Annotated in this window: 19 protein-coding genes and 1 pseudogene; 15 read left to right on the forward strand and 5 right to left on the reverse strand. The window is 29.6% G+C overall.

Features of this window, described 5'->3' with window-relative positions; all coding sequences use genetic code 11:
- Positions 1-94 precede the first annotated feature (94 nt).
- Entirely contained in the window at positions 95-862 is a 768-nt protein-coding gene (locus WG950_RS10325; RefSeq protein WP_340932144.1) for a lysophospholipid acyltransferase family protein, read from the forward strand.
- Positions 859-1,500, forward strand: coding sequence for a PAQR family membrane homeostasis protein TrhA (gene trhA, locus WG950_RS10330; RefSeq protein WP_340932146.1), 642 nt, complete (start codon positions 859-861; stop codon positions 1,498-1,500). Before WG950_RS10325 ends, trhA begins: the two co-directional genes overlap by 4 nt.
- A 243-nt stretch (positions 1,501-1,743) precedes the next feature.
- Here the strand turns inward: trhA and WG950_RS10335 are convergent, their stop codons facing one another.
- A complete protein-coding gene (locus WG950_RS10335; RefSeq protein WP_340932147.1) occupies positions 1,744-2,217 on the reverse strand; it encodes a CYTH domain-containing protein in 474 nt (157 codons plus the stop codon).
- Between the two features lie 87 nt (positions 2,218-2,304).
- Between WG950_RS10335 and WG950_RS10340 the strand changes: the two genes are divergently transcribed.
- Genes WG950_RS10340 through WG950_RS10350 form a run of 3 tightly spaced genes read left to right on the forward strand, consistent with a single transcriptional unit; the run spans position 2,305 to position 7,828 of the window.
- Positions 2,305-4,629, forward strand: coding sequence for a hypothetical protein (locus WG950_RS10340; RefSeq protein ID WP_340932149.1), 2,325 nt, complete (start codon positions 2,305-2,307; stop codon positions 4,627-4,629).
- Between the two features lie 2 nt (positions 4,630-4,631).
- A complete protein-coding gene (recO, locus tag WG950_RS10345; RefSeq protein ID WP_340932150.1) occupies positions 4,632-5,354 on the forward strand; it encodes a DNA repair protein RecO in 723 nt (240 codons plus the stop codon).
- Positions 5,354-7,828, forward strand: coding sequence for a TonB-dependent receptor plug domain-containing protein (locus tag WG950_RS10350; protein WP_340932151.1), 2,475 nt, complete (start codon positions 5,354-5,356; stop codon positions 7,826-7,828). The genes recO and WG950_RS10350 overlap by 1 nt, the downstream gene beginning before the upstream one ends.
- Here WG950_RS10350 and WG950_RS10355 read toward each other — a convergent pair.
- From WG950_RS10355 to WG950_RS10370, 4 genes are read right to left on the reverse strand one after another with little or no spacing between them, the layout of a single operon-like run.
- Positions 7,818-8,177: an SdpI family protein gene (locus WG950_RS10355; RefSeq protein ID WP_077810379.1), complete on the reverse strand. Its 360-nt coding sequence runs from the start codon at positions 8,175-8,177 to the stop codon at positions 7,818-7,820. The two genes, WG950_RS10350 and WG950_RS10355, sit on opposite strands and share 11 nt — an antisense overlap.
- 2 nt (positions 8,178-8,179) lie before the next feature.
- Positions 8,180-9,046: an acyl-CoA thioesterase gene (locus WG950_RS10360; RefSeq protein ID WP_340932152.1), complete on the reverse strand. Its 867-nt coding sequence runs from the start codon at positions 9,044-9,046 to the stop codon at positions 8,180-8,182.
- On the reverse strand, positions 9,047-10,219 hold the full coding sequence (locus WG950_RS10365; protein ID WP_340932153.1) for a GNAT family N-acetyltransferase: 1,173 nt from the start codon (positions 10,217-10,219) through the stop codon (positions 9,047-9,049). It abuts the gene before it with no gap.
- Position 10,220: 1 nt separating this feature from the next.
- A complete protein-coding gene (locus tag WG950_RS10370; RefSeq protein ID WP_340932155.1) occupies positions 10,221-11,114 on the reverse strand; it encodes a metallophosphoesterase in 894 nt (297 codons plus the stop codon).
- A 197-nt stretch (positions 11,115-11,311) separates the two neighbouring features.
- On the opposite strand from WG950_RS10370, the gene WG950_RS10375 reads away from it, so the two are divergent.
- From WG950_RS10375 to WG950_RS10420, 10 genes and pseudogenes are all read left to right on the forward strand, one after another.
- Positions 11,312-12,427: an efflux RND transporter periplasmic adaptor subunit gene (locus WG950_RS10375; RefSeq protein WP_340932157.1), complete on the forward strand. Its 1,116-nt coding sequence runs from the start codon at positions 11,312-11,314 to the stop codon at positions 12,425-12,427.
- 3 nt (positions 12,428-12,430) lie between these two features.
- On the forward strand, positions 12,431-15,655 hold the full coding sequence (locus WG950_RS10380; protein ID WP_340932159.1) for an efflux RND transporter permease subunit: 3,225 nt from the start codon (positions 12,431-12,433) through the stop codon (positions 15,653-15,655).
- Positions 15,612-17,000 (forward strand): TolC family protein, encoded by a 1,389-nt coding sequence (locus WG950_RS10385; protein WP_340932162.1) that lies wholly within the window; start codon positions 15,612-15,614, stop codon positions 16,998-17,000. The genes WG950_RS10380 and WG950_RS10385 overlap by 44 nt, the downstream gene beginning before the upstream one ends.
- A gap of 63 nt (positions 17,001-17,063) precedes the next feature.
- Positions 17,064-17,195: a hypothetical protein gene (locus WG950_RS10390; RefSeq protein ID WP_302849547.1), complete on the forward strand. Its 132-nt coding sequence runs from the start codon at positions 17,064-17,066 to the stop codon at positions 17,193-17,195.
- 79 nt (positions 17,196-17,274) lie between these two features.
- Positions 17,275-17,907, forward strand: coding sequence for a Crp/Fnr family transcriptional regulator (locus tag WG950_RS10395; protein WP_340932166.1), 633 nt, complete (start codon positions 17,275-17,277; stop codon positions 17,905-17,907).
- A 10-nt stretch (positions 17,908-17,917) separates the two neighbouring features.
- A complete protein-coding gene (gene trxA, locus WG950_RS10400) occupies positions 17,918-18,214 on the forward strand; it encodes a thioredoxin (protein ID WP_340932168.1) in 297 nt (98 codons plus the stop codon).
- 53 nt (positions 18,215-18,267) lie between these two features.
- Positions 18,268-18,611: pseudogene (locus WG950_RS10405) on the forward strand (cytochrome d ubiquinol oxidase subunit II); the annotation flags it as partial.
- 177 nt (positions 18,612-18,788) lie between these two features.
- Positions 18,789-20,060, forward strand: coding sequence for a TolC family protein (locus tag WG950_RS10410; RefSeq protein WP_340932169.1), 1,272 nt, complete (start codon positions 18,789-18,791; stop codon positions 20,058-20,060).
- 8 nt (positions 20,061-20,068) lie between these two features.
- A complete protein-coding gene (locus tag WG950_RS10415) occupies positions 20,069-21,148 on the forward strand; it encodes an efflux RND transporter periplasmic adaptor subunit (RefSeq protein WP_340932171.1) in 1,080 nt (359 codons plus the stop codon).
- A 108-nt stretch (positions 21,149-21,256) separates the two neighbouring features.
- Complete coding sequence (locus tag WG950_RS10420; protein ID WP_340932172.1) at positions 21,257-24,451, forward strand: efflux RND transporter permease subunit; 3,195 nt, start codon at positions 21,257-21,259, stop codon at positions 24,449-24,451.
- Positions 24,452-24,458 lie beyond the last annotated feature (7 nt).

Below are 24,458 nucleotides of genomic sequence, written 5' to 3' on the forward strand. Positions count from 1 at the left end.
GTTTTAATACTTATAATTCTTCTTTAAAAAACAAAAATAAGGTTTTGATAAGGATAATCAATAAACAAAAAGAATATTAGTATTTTTGATTGATATGAAATTATTTAAGATTCCGTTATTACTTATTTGGCGTTTGTGGTTCTACATTTTAATGTTTGTTTCACTTTTAATTTTCTTTCCTTTTTTATTGATTTTTACAATTAAAGAAGAACATTATCCTATATTCTGGAAGTTTGCTAGATTAATTTCTAAGATTTTAATTTACGGAATGGGTTTTCGTATAGATTTAACTGCGGATGAAAAAATAGACGTTGATAAAAGTTATATGTTTTGTCCTAACCATGCCTCTTTATTAGATCCTTTTGTATTGATTGTATTAAGTAAAAGGCCCATTGTTTTTGTAGGTAAAAAAGAGTTGGTTAAAATACCAGTATTTGGTTTTTTCTATAAAAGAACCGTTATAATGGTAGATAGATCGAGCGTAGAAAGTAGAAAAAGAGTTTTCGAAATGGCTAAAAAAAGACTACAAAACGGTGTAAGTATGGCTATTTTTCCTGAAGGATTAGTGCCTGAAGAAGATGTTGTTTTAGCACCATTTAAAAAAGGTGCATTTAGTTTGGCTATCGAGTTTGAAATACCCATTGTACCGCAAGTATATTACGATTGTAAGCGTTTTTTTTCTTGGGATATTTTTAAAGGAAGGCCTGGTGTTTTAAGGGTTCATCAGTTTAAATTTATAGAAACAAAAGGTTTAAACGTGTTAGAAGATATGAAGGTTTTGAAAAATAAAACCTTTAATATTATTTTTGAAGCTTTGCAGGCTGATAAAAAATATATGAAAGATACAAATAGAAAAAAATGAACGAAAAATTAAATCCTATTTATACAAGTACCGAAGAAAAACTAAATATTTTGTCTCACGGATTCGGTTTGGTGTTAAGTATAATTGCTTTTCCTTTTTTGATTTTAAAAGCATTTGAATATGATGATTTTTGGAAACCTACAAGTTTTATAGTTTATGGAGTAAGCATGATATTGTTGTATGCCGCATCTACTTTTTATCATGCAGCAAAAGATCCAAAAAAAAGAAGGCGTTTAAATATATTTGATCATGCTGCTATTTACGTATTAATTGCAGGAAGTTACACACCTTTTTGTTTGGTAGGTTTAGATTCTTCACTAGGTAATTACATGGCTATATTTGTTTGGATTTTTGCGTTGATTGGTATCATACTCAAATTATTTTTTACAGGTAAATTTGATAAATTATCTACCGCAATGTATTTACTTATGGGATGGCAAGTAGTTTTTTTTATTTCGCCTTTAATAGATAGTCTGTCTTCGTTTAGTTTAAATTTTCTTTTTTATGGGGGTATTTCTTATAGCATTGGTGCAGTTTTATATTCCATTAGAAAGATGCCGTATAATCATGCAATTTTCCATTTATTTGTTTTAATAGGAAGTTTTTGTCATTTTTTATCAATATATAATCTATTATAAATATTAGGTTAATTTATTAATAACTTAATAAATGACTGCTTTACAGTTATTTAGTTTTGTTTTTTTGATGATTTAATGACAAATTCTTAAAACAAGGTAATTATTTTGTTAAATGTTAAAAAAACTTTAATTTTGTGTCGCTCATAAAAAAGTTAACATTTGTTAATGGATTTTTGAGTATTTATAAATTTATTTAGGGGGTAGGTTTATTAAATTTCCTCGAACAGCAAGTTCGAGGTTTTTTTATATCCAATTTTTAAAAGGAAATTTGCTAATATTTGAGTTATAGTATTTTACGTCTCCTGTAACTTCTTTACCCAACCAATTTGGTTTTTCAATTTTTTGATTTTCAGAAGTTAGTTCTACTTCAGCAATTATCAAACCTTTATTGTCGCCATTAAATTCATCAACTTCAAAAGTTAAAGATTCGTAAGAAACCAAATATCTATGCTTTTCTATGATGCCTGGTTCGCATAATATAAATAAATTTTCGGCTTCTTTTACATCAATTTCTTTTTCCCATTCAAATCTTGTGGTGCCTTCTAAATTAGATTTTCCTTTGATAGTTAAAAAAGCTTTGTCGTCTGCAATTCTAACTCTTACGGCTCGGTTTTTATCAGAATTTAGATACCCTTGTTTAATATATTTTTTTTCGAAACTTTCTGTTTTAAAGTTTAAGTTTTTTACCAAAAACTTTCTTTCTATTTCTATACTCATAAAACGTGCTGTATTTTGTACTAATGTAATGTGTTTTAGCGTTATTGTAACAATAAATAAATATCTTTGATTATTAATTTTATCTTCATGAAAAAAATAGTAACTCTTTATATATTCATTATCTCTTCGATAATATTTTCTCAAACAGATTACAGTGATTCTTGGGAAGATTTCTATTCGTACAATAATGTTAAAGATTTTACAAAGGTAGATAATGTAATTTATGCGTTGGCAGATAATGCTGTTTTTACCTACAATGTTTTAACTGGCGATATTGATAAACTATCTTCTGTACAAGGTTTATCTGGTGAGAATACAACATCAATTTATTATAATAAAACGTATCAAAGATTAATTATTGGTTACGAAAATGGTTTGGTAGAAGTTGTAGATAATGATGGTTCTATTACAATTTCATCAGACATTGTTAATTTTAGTCAATCTGGAGAAAAAAGTATCAATCATATATCAGAACACGGTAATAAACTCTTTTTAGCAACACCTTTTGCCATTGTAGTGTATGATATAGAAAAATTAGAATTTGGCGATACTTATTTTATAGGAAACAATTCTACATCAGTAAAAATTAATGAAACATTAGTAAATAATGATGTTATTTACGCAGCTACAGATTCTGGTATTTTTAAAGCTGATGTTAACAGTACTTTATTAATAGATTATAATAATTGGGAGCAGCAATTTGATGGCAGAAGTTTTAAATCGATCTCATTTTTAAATAACTTGTATGTATCAGAAAACAGAAATTTATATGTATATGATGGTAATGCTTTAAATCAAATACAAAGTTTTTCAGAAAATATTTTAGCAACAAAAGCATCAGAAACACATTTAAATATTGCTTTAAGTAAAAGTGTTGTCGTATTAAATACAACTATGGGAATTCAAGCAACTTTTAGTGCAAATTCTAGTTTAGATTATAGTGTAAACACTAGTTTTTTTGAAAATAATTTGGTTTATATCGCAACCAAAGAGTTTGGTGTTTTGGTATCAAATATTTCTAACCCTAATAATTATTTAGAAATTCATCCAGAAGGTCCGTTAGCAAACAATGCTTTTTCAATAGCTTCTGCAAATAATAATTTATGGATTGTTTACGGAGGTTATAATTCTGTGTATGGGCCAACTTTTAACAAAGCAGGATTTAGTCATTTTAACGGAGAAAATTGGTTAAATACCAACTACAATCCTAGTTTTCCGGTAACAGATTTAAGTTATGTTACAATAGATCCTAACCAAGAAAATAAAGTTTTTATAAGTTCTTTAGGCGATACAAGTAACACAAATAGTGTTGCTACTGGTGGTTTAATGGTTGTAGAAAATGATGAAATTACTACATTTTACAATCAATTAAATAGTCCGTTACAAGATATAGAAGCATTAGATCCTAACAGAGTAACTATTAGAGTTGTTGGTTCTGCAATAGATAGCCAAGGTAATTTATGGGTAACAAATATTGGTGTGCCAAACGAACTTAAAAAATTATCTACTAATGGGCAATGGTCTAGTTTTGATATGAGTTCTGTAAAAACCAATGCTGCATTTGGTTTAAGCGAAATGGCAATAGATAGAAACAACAGTATTTGGTATGGTTCTAGAAATAACGGCGTTTTTGTGTTTAATGAAAACGGAAACCGAAAAAAATCTTTAATAGCAACACCTAATTTGGGTAATTTACCAGACGCTTCTGTAGTTACTGTTGCTGTAGATAAAAGCAATAGAGTTTGGTTGGGTACAAAATCTGGTTTGGTAGTTTATTCTAATGCTTCTGGAGTTTTCGAAGAGACAGTTACCAATGCAAATCCTGTAATTATTTTAGATGACGGAATTCCGAAAAAATTAGGAGGAGATCAAGCAATTAATAGTATTTCTGTTGATGGCGCAGATAATAAATGGATTGGAACTGATAACGGAGGTGTGATTTACACAAACCCAAGCGGGCAAACAACATTGGCTAATTTTAGTAAGCAAAATTCACCTTTACCATCTAACCGAATATTAAAAATTAGCGTAGATACTTCTACGGGTAAAGTATATTTTGCAACAGATAAAGGTATTGTAGCTTACAATAGTAAAGTTGCGCCTTTTGGTGATGTTTTAGGTGAAGTTTATGCGTATCCAAATCCTGTCTTAAAAAATCATGAAACTGTAACAATAGATGGCAGAAATGGAACACATTTACCAAAGGGTACAAATGTTAAAATTGTAGATGTAGCAGGTAATTTGGTTTATGAAACTAATATTGTAGAAGGGCAAGAGCTTCAAGGTGGTAAGGTAGTATGGAACAAAGAAAATTTATCTGGTAGAAAAGTTGCTTCTGGTATTTACATTGTGCTACTTTCTAATGATGATGCATCAGAAACCTCAATAACCAAAATAGCAATTGTAAACTAATAATGGCTGCAATTAAAACAAAAGCTATTGTTTTAAGTAGTTTAAAATATAGCGATACTAGTTTAATAGTTAAATGTTTTACATATGAAGATGGTGTAAAATCTTACATTATAAAAGGGATTTTAAAAGCAAAAAAAGGCGGAATTAAAGTTGCTTATTTTCAACCTTTAACACAATTAACAATTGTAGCAAATCATAATAATAAAAGTACTTTAAATACACTTAAAGAAGTGCAGGTTTTAAATCCGTATACTTCTATTTACAGAGATATAGTTAAGCAATCTGTTGTATTGTTTATTTCTGAAGTGTTGTCTAACAGTATTCAAGAAGAAGAAAGTAATACATCTTTTTACAATTATTTAGAGGCAGGATTAAATTGGTTAGATTCTCATGATAAAATTGCCAATTTTCATTTACTTTTTCTTTTAAACGCTTCTCGTTTTTTAGGCTTTTATCCTGATACTACAAATGATTCTTTATTTGGCTTCGATTTATTAAACGGAAGTTTCTCAGAATCAACGCTTGACGCTAATGTTATTTCTGGTAACGAATTTTATCAATTTAAAAAGCTGTTAGGCATAAATTTTGATAGTATAGAAAACGTGTCTTTCAGTAAAAATGAAAGACAAATGGTGTTAAAAACCATAATAAGATATTTTGAATTACATTTGGATGGCTTTAGAAAACCTAAATCATTACAAATTTTAGAAGCAGTTTTTAATTAATGAAGAAATTTTTACTTACAATCGTTTTTTTTGTCGCAGGCATAACTTATGCACAAGAAGTTAAAGTTTTAGACAAGCAAACAGGTAAAATTGTTAAAAATGTTAGTGTTTTTAATGATAACCAAACAATTAATCTAACTACCAATAAGTTTGGTTTGGTAGATGTTTCTGATTTTAAAGAGAACGAATATGTTGTTTTCTCTCACTTAGCATATGCTGTTTTAAGAGTCAAAAAATCTGTGCTAAAGAGCAAGAATTATGTTATTTCTTTAGCAAAAGAATCAGAGCAGTTAGATGAAGTTGTACTTTCATTATTTAAAAAAGAAGAAAAAGCATACAGGATAGCAGAACAGGTTGCAGTTTTAAATACTAAAGATATTCAAAATGTATCACCACAAACGTCTGCAGATTTATTGGCAACAATACCTGGTATAAAAGTTCAAAAATCTCAATTTGGTGGTGGAAGTCCGGTGATTAGAGGTATGGAATCTAATCGTGTTTTATTAGTTGTAGATGGTGTTAGAATGAATAATGCAATTTATAGAAAAGGACATTTACAAAGTTCTATTACGGTTACACCAAATATTTTAGATAAAACAGAAGTAGTATTCGGACCATCCTCTGTTCTTTACGGCTCAGATGCTTTAGGAGGTGTAATTCATTATTACACAAAAACACCAAAGTTATCAGAAGAAAAAGAAGTTAAAAGTCAGTTTTTTTCTAGGTTTTCTACTGTTAATCATGAAATTACTACAAATGTTACTGCAGAAATTAGAAACAAAAATTGGGCTTCTTTAACAAGTGTTTCTTATAGTGATTTTGGCGATTTAAAAGCTGGTGAAAATAGAAGGCATGGTTTTGATGATTGGGGAAAAGTATTCTTTTACTCTGAAAATATTAACGGAAATTATAAAGAGAATCCTACACCAAATTTAGATCCAAATTTGCAAAGAAATACAGGCTACAATCAAACAGATGTTTTGCAGAAGTTTTTTGTGCCTTTAAATAAAAACGCAGATTTAAAAATTAATTTACAATACTCTACTACATCAAATATACCAAGGTTTGACAGGTTAACAGAATTAAGTGGCGGAACGTTAAAATTTGCAGAATGGTATTATGGTCCGCAAGAAAGATTGTTAATTTCGTCTCAATTATTATTTGATGCCAACAAAAATTGGTTAGAAAAAGGAGTTATTACTGCAGCGTATCAGAACCTGCAAGAAAGTAGAATCCAAAGAAAATTTGGTAGTTTAGAGCGTTCTTATAGAGAAGAATCTGTAGATGTTTTTAGTTTGAATGGAGATTTTTCTGTGTCTTTAACAGAAGATAAAAAAAGAACACTTTCTTATGGTTTTGAATTGGCTTATAACGACGTCGGTTCAAATTCTTACGGAAGAGAATTAAATATAGAAAACAATCAAATTAATGGTTTTTCTAACAATTTTAAAGTACAATCTCGTTATCCTGATGGTGGAAGCAGTTATTTGAGTTCTGCTGTTTATGTTGATTATAGACAAGATCTTAGTGCTAAATCTACTTTAAACTCTGGCTTAAGATTTACAAACACCCATTTAGAAGCAAAATGGATAGATCAAACATTTATTCAGCTACCAGAAACAGATATTGAAGCAAATCATTCTGCAGTTACGGCAACTTTAGGTTACGTTTTTAAACCTAATAAAAATTGGCAAATAAATAGCGTTTTATCATCTGGTTTTAGATCACCTAACATAGATGATGTTGGTAGAGTTAGAGAAAAATCTGGCAATGTTACAGTGCCAAATATCAATGTTACACCAGAATATGCGTATAGTGCAGAACTAGGTATTCAAAAATACTTTAATAACAAAAGATTTCGATTTGGTGCAAATATCTATTACACATTATTAGATAATTATATTCAAAGAGATTTTGTTTACAACGCAGACGGTAGTGTACAACAAGTAGAGTTTGATGGCGAATTTGGGAACGCTGTTTCTAATCAAAATAAAGAAACTGCTTATATTACTGGGTTTACAGCAAACTATTTAGGTAAAATTTCTGATGTTTGGAATACAACAGGTTTTATTACTTATACTAAAGGACGTACCTACGACACAGAAGAACCAATGTCTTCTATTCCGCCGTTATTTGGTCAATTTGGTGTAAACTATAAAGTAAATAAAATAGAATTAGGTGCAGCTGTTAGATTCAATGCCAAAAAAGATATAGAAGATTTTAATATTACAGAAGGTATCGATAATCACGATTTAACACCAATTGTTAACGAAAACGGTGCTACAGCATCAGATATTTACTTTGGCACACCAAGTTGGGCTACTTTAGGCTTAAATGGTAGATATGATGTTAATAATAATGTGTCTGTGCAAGCAAGATTAGATAATTTACTAGACGAACATTATATAGAATTTGCTTCTGGTGTTGCTTCTCCTGGTAGAAACTTATCAATTTCTTTAATGGCTACTTTTTAAGCTTTTTCTTTTTTCCTTCATCCGTAAAGTTTTCGTTTAAAGCTTTTTCTGTTTTTACGATACTTACAATTACAGATAAAAAAACAAAAGCCATTGGTTGCCAAGTTAAATTAGCGTTTAATAAAGTGGTAAAAGCTAAACAAGCAATAAAAGACAAACCTGCGTAAATTAACAGACTTCTATTAAAAGTGCTGTTTGCAAAATCCCAAATTTGCTGATTTTGCATCGCTTTAGGTGTTTTATAGCCGTAAATACTATTAATTTTTTTGGGTGGAAATTTCCAAAAAATTATACTCAATAAAAACAGTAAACCGTTGGTTGTTAATATGTATAATAAAGCATCGTTCATAATTATTTCTTTTTAGGTCTTAACAATCCTTCTTGTGCAAAAGATGCTATTAATTTACCGTCTCTTGTAAAAATATTTCCTCTAGATAAACCTCTAGCGCCAAAAGCATTTGGTGATTCTGCTGTAAAAAGCATCCAATCGTTAAAGTCAAAATCTCTAAAAAACCACATAGAATGATCTAAACTTGCAGTTTGCGTGTTCCCAAAATTATACTTGCTTGCATTTGGATTAAAAGCTGCATTAAGTATGTTATAATCAGAAATATATGTAAGGATTTCTAGTTTTGTTCTAAAATCTAGGTTTTCAGGTTTACCTTTTAAGCGAAACCAAACTTGCTCTGTAGGTGGCAAGTTTTTTGGATCTAAAGGATTTGGAACTCTAATAGGTTTAAACTCTATTGGTCTTTTAACGTTTAAAAATTCTTTAGTAGATTTTGGTAAGAAATCTCCAAATTTAACCAACATATCATCCCAACTTAAAAGTTCTTCGGGTTGTTTTATGTCTTTATCAAAATTAGCTTGATGCTCAAAACCTTCTTCTTGCTGATGAAAAGAAGCTGCAAGTATAAATATGGTTTTATCATGTTGTATTGCAGTTACTCTTCTTGTAGAAAAGCTTCCGCCATTTCTAACTTCTTCAACCTTATAATTAATAGGAACCTTTAAATCTCCTGCTTCTAAAAAATAACCATGTAAAGAATGTAAAAATCTATTTTCTGGAATTGTTCTATGTGCAGCATTAACGGCTTGTGCCAAAACTTGTCCGCCAAAAACTTGCGGGCTACCAATAGTATAACTATTACCGCTAAATATATTTTCTCCTACTTTTTCTAGATTTAAAAGTTTTATTAATTCTTGTATAGTTTGCATTTAACTTTGTTTTTTAAAAGGAAATTTTTGTTGAAACGGTGTTGGTTGAACTCTTTGCAAAAATAACTTTAAAATTTTGTTTTTTATAGTTTTCTTATGACGAAGATACATTGTTAAATTTTGTGGGGTTGCGCCTACAGAACTTTTAATCTCGCTTGCTGTTCGTCCGTAATTAATAGTGTTTAAATTGTTTTTTATGGCAATTTCTATATAATTATAAAGCATTCTTTGGTAAATAGCATACGCTCTATTTAATCGATAATCGATACCAACAAAATGTGCATCTAAAGCATTTTTATTAATAACACCAGATATAAAACCAACCACTTCACCGTTTAAACAATAGGTTTTTAAAATATAATTTTCACCTAGTTTTTCTTTTAAACTTATGTAAGTTTCTAAATTGAAATCTACCAAATTAAAACTAGCATTGGTAGCTACTTTGGTATACAAGGATTTTATTTTAGGTAAAATATTTTCTATGGATGCAAGCGTAACATCTTCAATTACCAATTCTTTACTCAGTTTAAAAGCTTTTTTTGCTTTTACCCTAAACTTTGTTTTTAATGAAGCTAAATAATCATCAAAATTTAACCAATTTGTATCTAATTTTAAAACCATATTTGGTTCTACTGAAAAAGGATGATAATTGTATAATTTTAACTTGTTTGTTATGTTTATAGAAGCATCGACAAAGTCTTTTATTAAAAAAGCATCAATTTGTTTTTTTAATTTTTTATCAGAATTTACAAAGTGATAAATACTAGCAGCTAGTTCTTTAACTACAGCTTTTTTATCTTGATTATTTTTGATGAATACACCGTGTTCTCCGCTAACAAATGTATTACCACATATTAATAGTTTTAAAGGTTTTGTTTCTGGAAAAAGATGCAGTTTTCTGCCAATATTCTTTAAAAAATCAAAATTATCTTTTATAGATTTTAAGTGAAAATCTACTATTTTTAAACTAGCAAAAGCAATAGGATTTTTTAAATTATCAACTAAAATAATATAAGAAAATGTAATTTTTGGATGATTTATCTCTAAAGATTTTAAAAATTTAGGATTAAAATATAAGTTGTCTAAACAACCTAACTCTTTTAAGGTTTCAGACGGAATTTCATCAATAGAAGAGAAATAAAGTGCCGTATTTGTATTTGTGCAACAAATCAAATTAATTTATATAATGTGTTAAGTTTTCTGGCCCTTCTAAAATGGTTCTTTTTATTTGCATTGTGCCATTATTGTTGGTTATTATGTGCCACTTTATAAGTGTAATTTCGTTGTTTTCTATTTCTATACCCGTTATAGATCTTGGATGTACGCAGCTACCATCATTAAAAAAAGGGATTTCACTTTTATCGGGAAAACGTGGCCTATGTGTGTGTCCGGTAATCATCATTTGATTATTATTTTCCATAATCCATTTTTCTAGTTTGTGCTCTACTTTTATACGTTCTTTAAAATTTTGAGCCGGACTTGTAGGGTCTGAAAAACCTAGTATTTGTAATGGTTTCCATAGTGTTTTTACTAAAAAACTGCTCAATCTCCAAAAAACATAATTAAACCAATCTGCTTGATGTCCGTGTAATAAAAAAATCCCTTTTCCGCTATTTTCATCTTCTAAAACGATTGCTTCAGAAAAAGAGGCACCAATTAGTAGCTCTTTTTGTGTATCTGTTACAGAGTCGTAATAATAATGTAAATTCCTACGAATTGTTGCCGGGTTTTTGTATTTCATGTCATGGTTTCCCCAAATAAAATGCAACCTATTATCATCATTAAACTTTTTAAGCAACATGTAAATGTGTTTGTTTGCTCTAAAAATTCTTTCAAAACGTCTGTTTTCCCATAACTCATCGCCATCACCTAATTCTATATAAGTAAAATTATTAGTGTAGTAATGTTCTAAAGCATGCTTAAACATATTTCTATTTCTAGCAAAATCGTCTGCAAAGCCATTGTTACCTCTATGAGAATCACTAAAAAACACAAATTTAGAATCTGTATTAAAACAAATTCTTTTAGCATTTTTAAAAGCACGAGAAATCCTTTTATTAGAAGACATTTATATATTTTTAGATGATATAAAGATGCTAAAAAAAAGTGAGTTTCTAGAAGAACTAATTTTATTAGTAAATTATAACGTTTCTTTAACATAGTTGGTTTTAAACTTTACCAAATAGCTAGAGTCATAAAAAGTATCTTTGTGCCAACCACAAGAAAACTTTTTACGAACTATTAAAAAGTGAAACGAAACCAATTATGAGAAAAGTTATTCTAGCCATTCTAGGAGTATTAAGTATTGCAGGAGCAATATTATTAGGAAATTACCTTATTGATAAGAATCAAAAACCAAAACCAAAATTTAAAAAACAGATAAAAACGGTATTTGTAGAAAATGTAGAGAATAAAGAAATTCCTATTATTTTATCTGCTAGCGGTAACTTAACTGCAAAAAATAAAATAGAAATTTTCTCTGAAGTACAAGGTGTTTTAAAAACTTCAAATAAATTATTTAAACCAGGTACAAACTATTATAGAGGCGAAACGCTTTTAAGTCTTAATAATGACGAGTTTTACGCTAGTTTACAATCTCAAAAAAGTAATTTATATAATTTAATTACTGCTATTTTACCAGATTTAAGATTAGATTATCCTAACGAGTTTAGCAAATGGGAATCTTATTTGAAGGGTTTTAATATGAACAATTCTACACCTAAAATTCCTGAGTTTTCTTCGGATAAAGAAAAGTATTTTATTTCTGGTAGAGGTATTATAACAGCTTATTACAATGTAAAAAATTTAGAAGTTCGTTTGTCTAAATATAAAATTAGAGCACCTTTTTCTGGTATTTTAACAGAAGCATTAGTTAGTCCGGGTTCTTTGGTAAGAGTTGGGCAAAAGTTGGGTGAATTTATCGACCCAAGTGTTTATGAAATGGAAGTTTCTATAAATTCTGAATTTGCAGATTTACTAAAAGTGGGCAATTCTGTAACACTAACAAATTTAGAGAAAACCAAAGAATATACAGGTAAAGTAGTTCGAGTAAACGGTAAAGTAGATCAGGTTTCGCAAACAATTAAAGCGTTTATAGATGTAAAACATAAAGATCTAAAAGAAGGAATGTTTTTAGAAGCAAATTTAGTAGCCAAATCAGAATCTAATGCAATTGAAATTCCTAGAAAATTATTAATAGATAATACCGCAGTTTACACAGTTAAAAACGATAGTATTTTGAGCTTAGTTTCTGTACAACCAGTATATTTTGGAACAGATAAAGTTGTGATTAAAGGAATCGAAAATGATGCAAAAATTTTAACACAAACTTTACCAGGAGCTTTCGACGGAATGGTTGTAAAAATTAATAAAAAGAAGTAAACTATGAAAAAAATCATTACTTATTTTATTAAATACCCGGTTGCTGTAAATGTAATGATTCTTGCATTTATTATTTTTGGAGCGGTTGGTGCAATTAGCATGAAATCTTCTTTTTTTCCGCTAGTAGATTCGCAACTTATTCAAATAAGTTTAGCTTATCCTGGTGCTTCACCAGCAGAAATGGAAGAAGGTGTAGTTTTAAAAATTGAAGATAATTTAAAAGGAATTGTTGGTGTAGAAAGAGTAACATCTGTTTCTAGAGAAAACTCTGCAAGTGTAAACATCGAAGTAGAAAAAGGTAAAGATATAGATGTTGTTTTATCTGATGTTAAAAATGCAGTAGATAGAGTTCCGTCTTTTCCTTCTGGTATGGAACCCGCAGTAATTGCAAAGGTAGAAAGTATAAGACCAACAATAAGTTTTACGGTTAGTGGAGAAAATGTTCCTTTAAAATCATTAAAACAATATGCTAGAAATGTAGAAAACGATATACGAGGTATCGAAGGAATTTCTCAAGTAGCAATTTCTGGTTTTCCAGACGAAGAAATAGAAATTTCTGTTAGAGAGAACGATTTGCGTTCTTACAATATGTCTTTTACAGAGGTTGCAAATGCCATAAGAAACTCTAATATTTTAATTACTGGTGGTAACATAAAAACATCCGAAGAAGATTATTTAATTAGAGCAAGTAACCGTTCTTATTATGGTGTAGAGCTTCAAAATTTAATAGTTAGAACGTCTACCGATGGTAATATTATTCGATTAAAAGATATTGCAAAAGTTAGCGATACTTGGTCTGAAACGCCAGATAGATTGTATTACAACGGTAATTTAGCAATTAATGTTACGGTAAGTAATACAAATAACGAAGACTTAATTAGTTCTGCAGATAAAATTAAAGAATACATTCATAAATTTAATCAGCAACAACAAAACGTACAATTAAATATTTCTAGTGATGCTTCTATTACACTAAATGGTAGAACTAAATTATTAATAGAAAACGGAGTTGTAGGTATTTTATTGGTGTTGTTTTTCTTAGCGTTATTTTTAAATTTAAGATTGGCAATTTGGGTAGCTTTTGGTTTGCCTGTTGCATTTTTCGGGATGTTTATTTTTGCTGCTCAGTTTGATGTAACAATCAATGTATTATCATTATTTGGTATGATCATCGTTATTGGTATTTTGGTTGATGATGGTATTGTGATTGGAGAGAATATTTATCATCATTATTACGACTTAGGAAAATCTAAAATAAATGCCGCAATAGATGGAACAATGGAAGTTATTCCGCCAATTGTATCTGCTATTTTAACTACAATTATTGCATTTTCTACATTCTTTTTTGTTGATGGTAGAATAGGAAGCTTTTTTGGTGAAGTTTCTACAATTGTATTATTAACATTAACGGTTTCTTTGGTAGAAGCATTGGTTATTTTACCGGCGCATATTGCACATTCTAAAGCTTTAGAAAGAAAAAGAGAAGAAAACGGAGAAGAGAAAAAAACCAATGTTATCGATGCTTTCTTTACAAAAGTAAATAAAGCAGCAGATAGGTTGTTAATGAAATTAAGAGATACTTTTTACATGCCTTTTTTAAAGTTCTGTTTGCAAAATAAAGTTTTTGCATTGTCTTTACCAATTGCGCTTGTAATATTTAGTATTATGGCAATGAATGCAGGTATTGTAAAACAAGCGTTTTTTCCAAGAATAGCAAGTGATAGAGTTCAGATAGCTTTAACAATGCCGCAAGGTACTAACGAGCAAATTACAGATTCTATAATATCGTCTATAGAAGAAAAAGTTTGGTTAACAAACACAGAATACACAGAAAAACAAACAGGTAATATTTCTGTAGTAGAAAATGTTATTAAAAGAATTGGACCTGGTAGTGCAAACGCAACTTTAACGGTAAATCTTTTACCTGGTGAAGCCAGAGATTTCTCGTCACCAGAAATTACAAATTCTATTAGCGATAAAGTTGGTAAAGTTTATGGTGTAGAAAGTTTAACTTTTGGGTCTGGTGGTAATTTTGGTGGAAGTCCGGTTGCTGTTTCTTTATTAGGTAATAATATTAGCGAGTTAAAAGCTGCCAAACAAGAGCTTAAACAAGAGTTAGAAAACAATGCACTTTTAAAAGATATTGCAGATAATGATCCTGCCGGAATTAAAGAAATTCAAATTACTTTAAAAGATAATGCGTATTTATTAGGCTTGAATTTGCAAGCAATAATGGCGCAAATTAGATATGGTTTCTTCGGATTTCAGGCACAAAGATTTCAAAGAGGTCAAGATGAAATTAAAGTTTGGGTTCGTTATGATAAAAAAGATAGATCTTCTATTAAGAATTTAGATGACATGAGAATTTCTACACCTTCTGGTACTCGAGTTGCATTTTCTGAAATTGCAAATTATACAATTGCTAGAGGAGATATTGCAATAAATCATTTAAAAGGTAAAAGAGAAATTCAAATCACAGCAGATTTAAAAGATCTAGAAACAAGTGCTACAGAAATTTTAGATGATATTAAAACAAGGGTAATGCCAGAAATAATATCTAAATATCCAACAGTTTCACCTTTATATGAAGGTCAAAATAGAGAAGCTAAAAAAACAACAGATTCTGTAAATGTTGTTGGGCCTATTATTTTATTACTAATTTATATTGTAATCGCATTTACGTTCCGTTCTTATAGCCAGCCAATTTTATTAATAATCATGATTCCTTTTAGTATGATTGGTGTAGTTTGGGGGCATTACTTTCATAATTTTCCAATTGGTATTTTATCCTTTTTAGGAATTATTGCCTTAATAGGAATTATGGTAAACGATGGTTTGGTATTAATTGGTAAGTTTAATAATTACCTTAAAGAAGGCATGAAATATGATGATGCTTTAATTGCTGCAGGTCAATCTCGTTTTAGAGCAATATTTTTAACGTCTTTAACTACAGTTGCTGGTTTAGCACCTTTACTATTAGAAAAAAGTAGACAAGCACAATTTTTAATACCAATGGCAATTTCAATTTCTTATGGTATTGCAATTGCTACTGTTTTAACATTAGTTATGTTGCCTATTTTACTTTCTGTATCTAACTCTATTAAAGTAAAGGCAAAGTGGTTAAAAACAGGAGAACATGTAACAAAAGAAGAGGTAGAAAGAGCAATTATAGAAGCCAAAGTAGATGAAGAAGAACAAACTCTTAAGATTAATTCAAAAGAAGAATAATATGAGATTGGTAAGAAAAACAATATTAGCAGTCGTTTTTTTATCGACTTTACAAATGGTTTCTCAAGAAATTTTAACCAAAGAAAAAGCGTTAGAAATAACATTAGAAAATAATTTCGGAATTAAAATTGCCAAGAATAACTTAGAAATTGCAGAGAACAATACAAGTATTTACAATACTGGTAAATTACCAACTGCAACTTTTAATTCTGGTGCAAACTATAGTAGGAACAATCAAAGTTTAATTTTTACGGATAGAGATACTGGTGATGATTCTGAAATATCTGGTAATGGTGTTGTAGCAAAAACATACAATGCATCACTTGCTGTAAACTATACAATTTTTGATGGTTTTGGTCGTAAATATAATGTAGAGCAATTAAAAGAAACCTATAATTTAACAGAGTTACAAGCTAGAGAAACGATAGAAAATACATATTTGCAATTGTTTACAACGTATTTTCAAATTGCTCGTTTATCAGAAAATACAGACAACTTAACAGAAGCACTTACCATTTCTAAACAACGTTTACAACGTGCCCAATATCAATATGATTATGGTCAATCTACCAAATTAGAGTTTTTAAACGCGCAAGTAGATGTAAATAATGATAGTATTTCTTTAATCGCAGCAAAACAACAATTAAACAATGCAAAACGTGGTTTAAATGTTATTTTAGGTAAAAAAAACGATGCAAATTTTTCTGTTGAAACAGAAGTGACTTATAATAAAATGTTAAGCTTTAATGATTTAAAAAATAAAACATTAGAAAATAATTCGCTTTTAAAACAGAATGAAAAAAACATTGCTATAAGTGAGTTTAATATCAAAATTAACAAAGCAAGTTATTTACCGTCTTTAAATTTTAATGCTTCTTATGGTTATAATAGAACCAGAAACGAGAATTTAATCAATCCTTTTGGGGCAAAATTAATTACGTCTGATGGTTTAAATGCGGGTGTTAATTTAACATGGAATATTTTTGATGGAGGTTCAACAAAAACAAGAATTGCCAATTCTAAGATTGCTTTAGAAAATCAGCAAATACTTTTAGAACAACAAAAAATAACTATAGAAAATAATCTAAAGAATACTTGGGAAAATTATCAAAATCAGTTATTTATTTTAAAAGCTCAAGAAACAAATGTTTTAACTACAGAGAATAACTTTAAAAGAACACAAGAGCGATACAAACTAGGGCAAGTGACCTCAATAGAGTTTAGACAAGCTCAAATAAATCTAATAAACTCTAAAACGGCATTAAATAATGCAAAATATGACGCGAAATTAATTGAACTTCAATTATTACAATTAAGCGGAGATATTTTAAACGTAGATTTTTAAAACCTGATTTATATCATAAATTTTAAAGTCCATAGTTTTTAGTTTTGTAGCAAACTTAAAATTATGGACTTTTTAAATTTCCCGCTAGTTTCTTGGGTAAACGGTACAGTTATGATTGGTGTATTTGCTGTTGTAGTAATCGGTTTAATAGCAGCAATTTTTTTATTGATAAATTCAGATAAGAAAGTAAAATAATCAAACTTAAATCTTTAATAGGTTTAAAATACTTTGCGTAAAATCATTTTATTATTTTTATACTTTTAAAATTTATAAAATGGCAGACGAATTAGCTACTAATTTTGGATATCTTTTTGAAGATAGTTTAATACAAGAAATTACAAAAATAGGTGTTTCTAAAGCTTATAAAGCAGAGTCTACAATTATAGACCGAGGAGATTACATAACTTCGATGCCATTATTACTTTCTGGAGCTATAAAAATACTTAGAGAAGATGAAAAAGGCGAGGAGCTAGTTTTGTATTATTTAGAAAAAGGAGATACTTGTGCCATGACACTTTCGTGCTGTATGGGACAAACAAAAAGCAAAATAAGAGCCGTTGCAGAAACAGATATAGAATTGATAATGCTACCAAAAGAAAAGATGACCGCATGGTTAAGCTCTTATAAATCTTGGCAATCTTTTATTTTACAAAGTTACCACAACCGTGTAGAAGAACTTCTTGTGGCAGTAGATACTATTGCTTTCTTAAAGATGGACGAGCGTCTTTTTAAGTATTTAAAAGACAAAGCTATGGTTACACACAATGATGTTTTACAAGTAACTCACAAACAAATTTCAGACGATTTACACACTTCTAGAGTTGTAATTTCTAGATTGTTAAAAAAGCTAGAGAATGAAAGTAAAATAGTGCTTCATAGAAATAGTATTAAAATTTTAGAACTTTAAAGTTAATTTTATGGCTAAATTTTCAGAAATAATACATCAAGAAAAACCTGTTTTAGTCGATTTTTTTGCAGAATGGTGTGGTCCTTGTAAAATGATGAATCCAATTTTAAAACAAGTTAAAGACGTTTTAGGCGACAAGGTTTCAATTATTAAAATAAATGTTGATAAAAATCAATCATTAGCATTAAAATATCAAGTTAAAGGAGTGCCAACTTTTATGGTTTTTAAAGAAGGGAAACAGCTTTGGCGACAATCTGGAGTTTTACAAACAAAAGAATTGGTTGAAATTATAAAAAGATTTAGTTAACCCTAAAGCACTTGTGTAGACAAGTGCTTTTTTTATGAATTTATATTTTAATTAAAGAATACCCTGTATTTTTTATTTTACCAATTCTTGCTTTTTTAGCAGTAGCGAATGTGCCAAGGTTGGTTTCTAAGAAAAAATATGGCAATGCTCTGGTTTTTTCATCGTTAACAATGGCGTTTTTATTAATGCTAGTTGCTTTTCAACTGTACCCTGTTTTATTGCCTTCTACCATAGGCCCTAATTTAGTGATACTATTTATAATGCAGCATCATCTCAAAAATCTTTAGGCATTATGTTAACAATTGTTTTAATTGGAGCGCCGCTTTTAGCAGGATACTTTTTGTTTTTATATAAAACTTTTCACGGTAAGGTAAAGTTAGATGATACAAGTTATTAGAAACTAACTTAGTTTTTAATTTAAAAGTTAATTAAAAAGCACTTAAATCTCTATGGTTTAAGTGCTTTTTCTTTAGTAACTAATGTTACTAAAAAAAGATTTTATTCAATTTAGCTTTGTACTGTTAAAATAGAATAGATAAATAAAATAATAAAAAGTGTATTTGTAATTGTGTTGTTGTTTTCTAAACAATTACCTGCACAAGAAATAATTTCGATTGGTAAGTCTGATGTTTTGTCTAAAATATCTGAAAACAATTTATCCTTAAAAATTTCTAAAGAAGCGTTTAATGCAGCAAAAGCAGATTACAATCAAACCAATGCAGTCTTTTTACCAAACATTAAAGCAAGTCATACTGGTATTTCTACAACGAATCCTTTAATGGCTTTTGGGTCTAAATTAAATCAAGAAATTTTAACGCAAAACGATTTTAATCCATCATTATTAAATGATCCAATCACTACTAGAAATTTTGCTACAAAGATCGAAATTCAGCAACCATTAATAAATTTTGACGGTTTTTATCAAAGAAAAGCAGCCAAATCTAAAATGGAAGCAATGTCTTTAAAAACAGAAAGAATGCAAGATTACTTGGTGTTTGAAGTAGATAAAGCATACATGCAATTGCAATTAGCCTATAAAGCAGTAGACGTTATAGAAAAAGCACTAAAAGCGGCCAATGCAAACAAACAAATGGCAGATAATAGTTTTAAACAAGGGTTTTTACAGCGAGCAGATGTTTTAAATGTTGAGGTAAGAGTTACAGAAGTTAAAAACCAATTACAAACTGCAAAAAGTAATGTGCAAAATGCCTCTAATTATTTGTCTTTTTTGATGAATGATAAAAGCTACGTAGTTTATAAACCAACAGAAACCTTATCAGTGGTTAGTTTTAATGTTGATGATAAAAAAATATCAGAAAACAGATCTGATATCAAAGCAATGGAACTTGCTTTAAAAGGATTTGAAGCAATGAATAAAGCGGCTAAAATGGCTTTTTTACCTCGTTTAAATGCTTTTGGTAGTTATGAAATGTATGATAATAAAGTGTTTCAAGGAAATGCAAATGGATATTTAATTGGTGCACAATTAAGTTGGGATTTGTTTCAGGGATCTAAACGTTTTGGAAAAGCGCAAAAAAGTAAAGCTGAATTCGAAAAATCAAAATTAGAATACAATCAATATGTGTCTAAAAGTAATTTAGAATTAAACAAAGTAAAACGCCAATTAGTAGATGCTAAAAATAGATTAGAATTAACAAGTTTAGCAATACAACAATCTGAAGAATCTTTAAGAATTAGAAAAAATAGATTTAAAGAAGGATTAGAAAAAACATCTGATTTGTTAATGGCAGAAACTCAATTTGCTAAAAAGCAATTAGAATATTACCAAACAATTTTCGAATACAATTTTACACAAACTTATTTAGAATTTTTAACTAAAGAATAATTATTAAAATGAAAAAATATATCTACATAATCGCGTTTTTATCTGCATCAATATTTATTACTAGTTGTGGTAGCGAAGAAAAAAAAGCAGCAATAGATACTACTCCTGCAATTAAAATTTCGGTAAATAAAGTTGCTGTAAATAGTAACAGTCAATTTTTGTCTGTTAGTGGTAAAATACAAGCAGCAAATAGTACAGACTTAAGTACTAGAATGATGGGTTACGTAAAAAAGGTACACGTAAATGTTGGCGATAAAGTAAGAAAAGGTCAGTTGTTAGTTTCTATTAATAATACAGATTTAGAAGCTAAAAAAGGACAAGTAAATGCAGGAATAATTCAAGCAAAAGCGGCTTTTAAAAATGCTGAAAAGAATTACAATCGTTTTAAAAACTTATTTGCAAGTAACAGTGTTACTCAAAAAGAAATGGATGATATGACTGCAAATTACGAAATGGCAAAAGCCGGATTAGAATCTGCAAATCAAATGAAAAACGAAATTAATGCACAGTTTACGTATTCTAATATTACAGCTCCTTTTAGTGGTGTAATTACAAGTAAAAACGTAGAAAACGGAGATATGGCAAATCCAGGAATGCCTTTAATTAGTTTAGAAACTCCTAAAGTTTTTGAAGTGATTGCAATGGTGCCAGAAACAGAAATATCAGAAATTGACAAAGGAACAGACGTAAATGTATTAGTAAAATCGATTGATACAACTGTAAAAGGAAAAGTTACAGAAGTAAGTACTTCTGCTAAAAATACTGGAGGACAATATTTAGTAAAAGTAGCTTTAGAAAAAACAGATGCAAATATTTTATCTGGTATGTTTTCTACAGTTCAGTTTCCTGTAGAAAGAAAAGTAAAATCTGAGTTGGTTTTAATTCCTACGGATGCAATAGTTAAAAACGGACAATTATCTGGAGTTTATACAGTAAGTGAAAGTAACACAGCAATTTTACGTTGGTTACGTTTAGGTAGAACTTACGGAAATGAAGTTGAAGTCTTATCTGGTTTAAATTCAGATGAATCTTATATAGTTTCTGCTGAAGGAAAATTATTTAACGGAGCAAAAATTACAATTCAATAACTAACATTCCGCGTTAAGGATAGCAATGGAAATCCTTTTTTTGCTGCCATTTATGGCAAAAAAAGATTGAAATGGATAGCCTGTTAAAACGCCCAAAAAATAAATAATATGAAAGAAGGTTTAGCTGGTAAAATTGCAAAAGTCTTTATAGGATCTAAACTTACAGTGCTTCTAATGATCGTTTTTATGGTTGTTGGTGTATATGCTTCGTTTTTAATTCCTAGAGAAGAAGAGCCACAAATTGATGTGCCAATGGCAGATATTTTTGTGGGTTACCCAGGCGCAAGTCCTACAGAAGTAGAAAATAGAGTTGTAAAACCTTTAGAGAAATTAATTTCTAATATTAAGGGTGTAGAGTATGTGTATGCCACTGCTATGAACGAAAAAGCGATTGTAATTGTTCAGTTTTATGTAGGCGAAGACATTGAGCGTTCGTTTGTAAAATTGTATAATGAAATTAACAAACATATGGATCAAATGCCACAAGGTGTTACGTTTCCGTTAGTTAAAACACGTGCTATTGATGATGTGCCAATGTTAGGTTTAACGTTGTGGAGTGAAAATTACAGTGATTATCAAATTAGCCAAATGGCGCAAGAGTTAGAAACAGAAATTAAGAAAGTAAATGATGTTTCTATTACACATAAAATAGGTGGAAGAAACAGACAATTGCGTGTGGTTTTAGATAAAGATAAGTTGGCTGCTAGTGGATTAGATTTCTTATCTGTTTCTGAAATGATAAAAGCCAATAATACACAATTAAGTTCTGGTAGTTTTGATAAAAACGATACTGAGTTTTTAGTAAATACAGGTAAATTTTTAGCTTCTGTTAAAGATGTAGAAAATTTGGTGGTTGGCGTGCAGCAAAATTTACCAATTTATTTAAAACAGATTGCAACTATTGTTGACGGACCAGAAATTTCACAAAACTATGTGTCTTTAGGTTTTGGACAAGCAAGTGATAAAGCTCAAACATATAAATCTGAATATCCTGCAGTAACGATTTCTGTTGCTAAAAGAAAAGGAGCAGATGCAATGAAAATTGCAGAAGTAGTTTTAGATAAAGTAGCTCATTTAAGAACTACTTTAATACCAGATGATGTTCATGTAGAAGTAACAAGAAATTATGGGGAAACAGCTTCTCACAAAGTATCAGAATTATTATTACACCTTATTGGTTCTATCATTGCAGTAACACTTGTAGTGATGTTAGCTATGGGTTGGCGTGGTGGATTGGTCGTGTTTTTATCTGTGCCAATTACATTTGCTTTAACATTGTTAAGTTACTATATGTTAGATTATACTTTAAACAGAATTACGCTTTTTGCATTGGTTTTTGTTACAGGTATTGTAGTTGATGATTCTATTATTATTGCAGAAAACATGCACAGGCATTTTAAAATGAAACGCTTGCCTTTTAAACAAGCTGCATTATATGCAATTAATGAAGTTGGTAACCCAACAATATTGGCAACATTTACAGTAATTGCTTCCGTTTTACCAATGGCTTTTGTATCTGGTTTGATGGGGCCTTATATGGCGCCAATGCCAATTGGAGCTTCAATTGCAATGATTTTATCTTTATTTGTAGCATTAACAATTACACCTTATTTAGGATATATTTTCTTAAGAGAAAAAGATAAAAAAGGAGGAGAAGAAAAAGTTGAAAAACCGTTAGAAGAAACGTTTATTTATAGAGTATACAATAAGTTTGAGAGACCTTTATTAGAAAATGCAACCAAAAGATGGTTGTTTTTAGGAGGAACATTCTTTGTTTTAATTGCAACTATGGGATTATTTGTAACCAATTCTGTTGCAGTAAAAATGTTGCCTTTTGATAATAAAAACGAGTTTCAGGTGGTAATAGATATGCCAGAAGGAACAACTTTAGAAAGAACAGGCGTTGTTACACAAGAAATTGCTCAGTATTTATCTACAAGACCAGAAGTGGTGAATTATCAAAATTACATTGGTACTTCTGCACCAATAACTTTTAATGGATTAGTGCGTCATTATGATTTACGTGGTGGATCTAATATGGCAGATATTCAGGTGAATTTGGTTGATAAAGGAGACAGAACAATTCAAAGTCATGGAATTGCTAAGTTGCTTAGACCAGAAATTCAGAAAATTGCAAAAAAATACAATGCAAATGTAAAATTGGTAGAAGTTCCACCTGGACCTCCAGTTTTATCGACAATTGTTGCTGAGGTTTACGGACCAGATTATAAAGAGCAAATTAGAATAGCAAACGATGTTCAGAATATCTTAAAAAATACCGATGATGTTGTAGATATTGATTGGATGGTAGAAGCTGATCAAAAAGAATATCAATTTGAAATAAATAAAGAAAAAGCAATGCTGTATGGTGTTGCGCCACAGCAAATTGCATATACCATGAATATGGCTTTATCTAACAGAGCAATAACAACTTTATATGATGAAGATGCTGCAAGTCAAGTTGGTTTGGTGTTGAGTTTAGATGAAAAGGAAAAGTCTACTATTTCTGATATTTCTCAATTAAAAGTAAAATCTAAAATGGGAAACATGGTTCCTATTGTAGATTTGGTTGAAATAAAAGAAACAATTGCTGATAAAAGCATCTACAGAAAAAACCAAAAACGTGTTGTGTATGTTATGGCAGATATGGCTGGGGAATTAGAAAGTCCTGCTTATGCTATTTTAGGAATGGAAAAGAAATTGAATACAATTGAACTTCCTGAAGGATACAAATTAAACGAAATGTATTTAGGACAGCCAGATTACGAAGATGATTATACTGTAAAATGGGATGGAGAATGGCAAATTACCTTAGAGGTTTTTAGAGATTTAGGAATTGCTTTTTTAGGCGCAATTATTTTGATTTATATTTTGATTGTGGGTTGGTTTCAAAACTTTAAAGCACCAGTTGTAATGATGGTTGCAATACCACTTTCTTTAATAGGAATTGTTTTAGGACACTGGATTATGGGCGCATTTTTTACAGCAACATCTTTTATTGGAATGATTGCTCTGGCAGGAATTATGGTGAGAAACTCCGTTTTATTGATAGATTTTATCAACTTAAGGCTAGAAGAAGGTGTCCCGTTAAAACAAGCGGCAATAGAAGCAGGAGCTGTAAGAACAACACCAATTTTATTAACTGCGGGTACAGTGGTAATTGGAGCCTTTGTTATTTTATTTGATCCAATTTTTCAAGGATTGGCAATTTCGTTAATGGGTGGTACAATTGTTTCTACTGTGTTAACATTATTGGTTGTGCCATTAGTTTATTATATGATAGAAAAAAAGAATTATAAATAAAAACAAG

The sequence above is a fragment of the Polaribacter marinaquae genome, from assembly GCF_038019025.1.
Taxonomy (GTDB): domain Bacteria; phylum Bacteroidota; class Bacteroidia; order Flavobacteriales; family Flavobacteriaceae; genus Polaribacter; species Polaribacter marinaquae.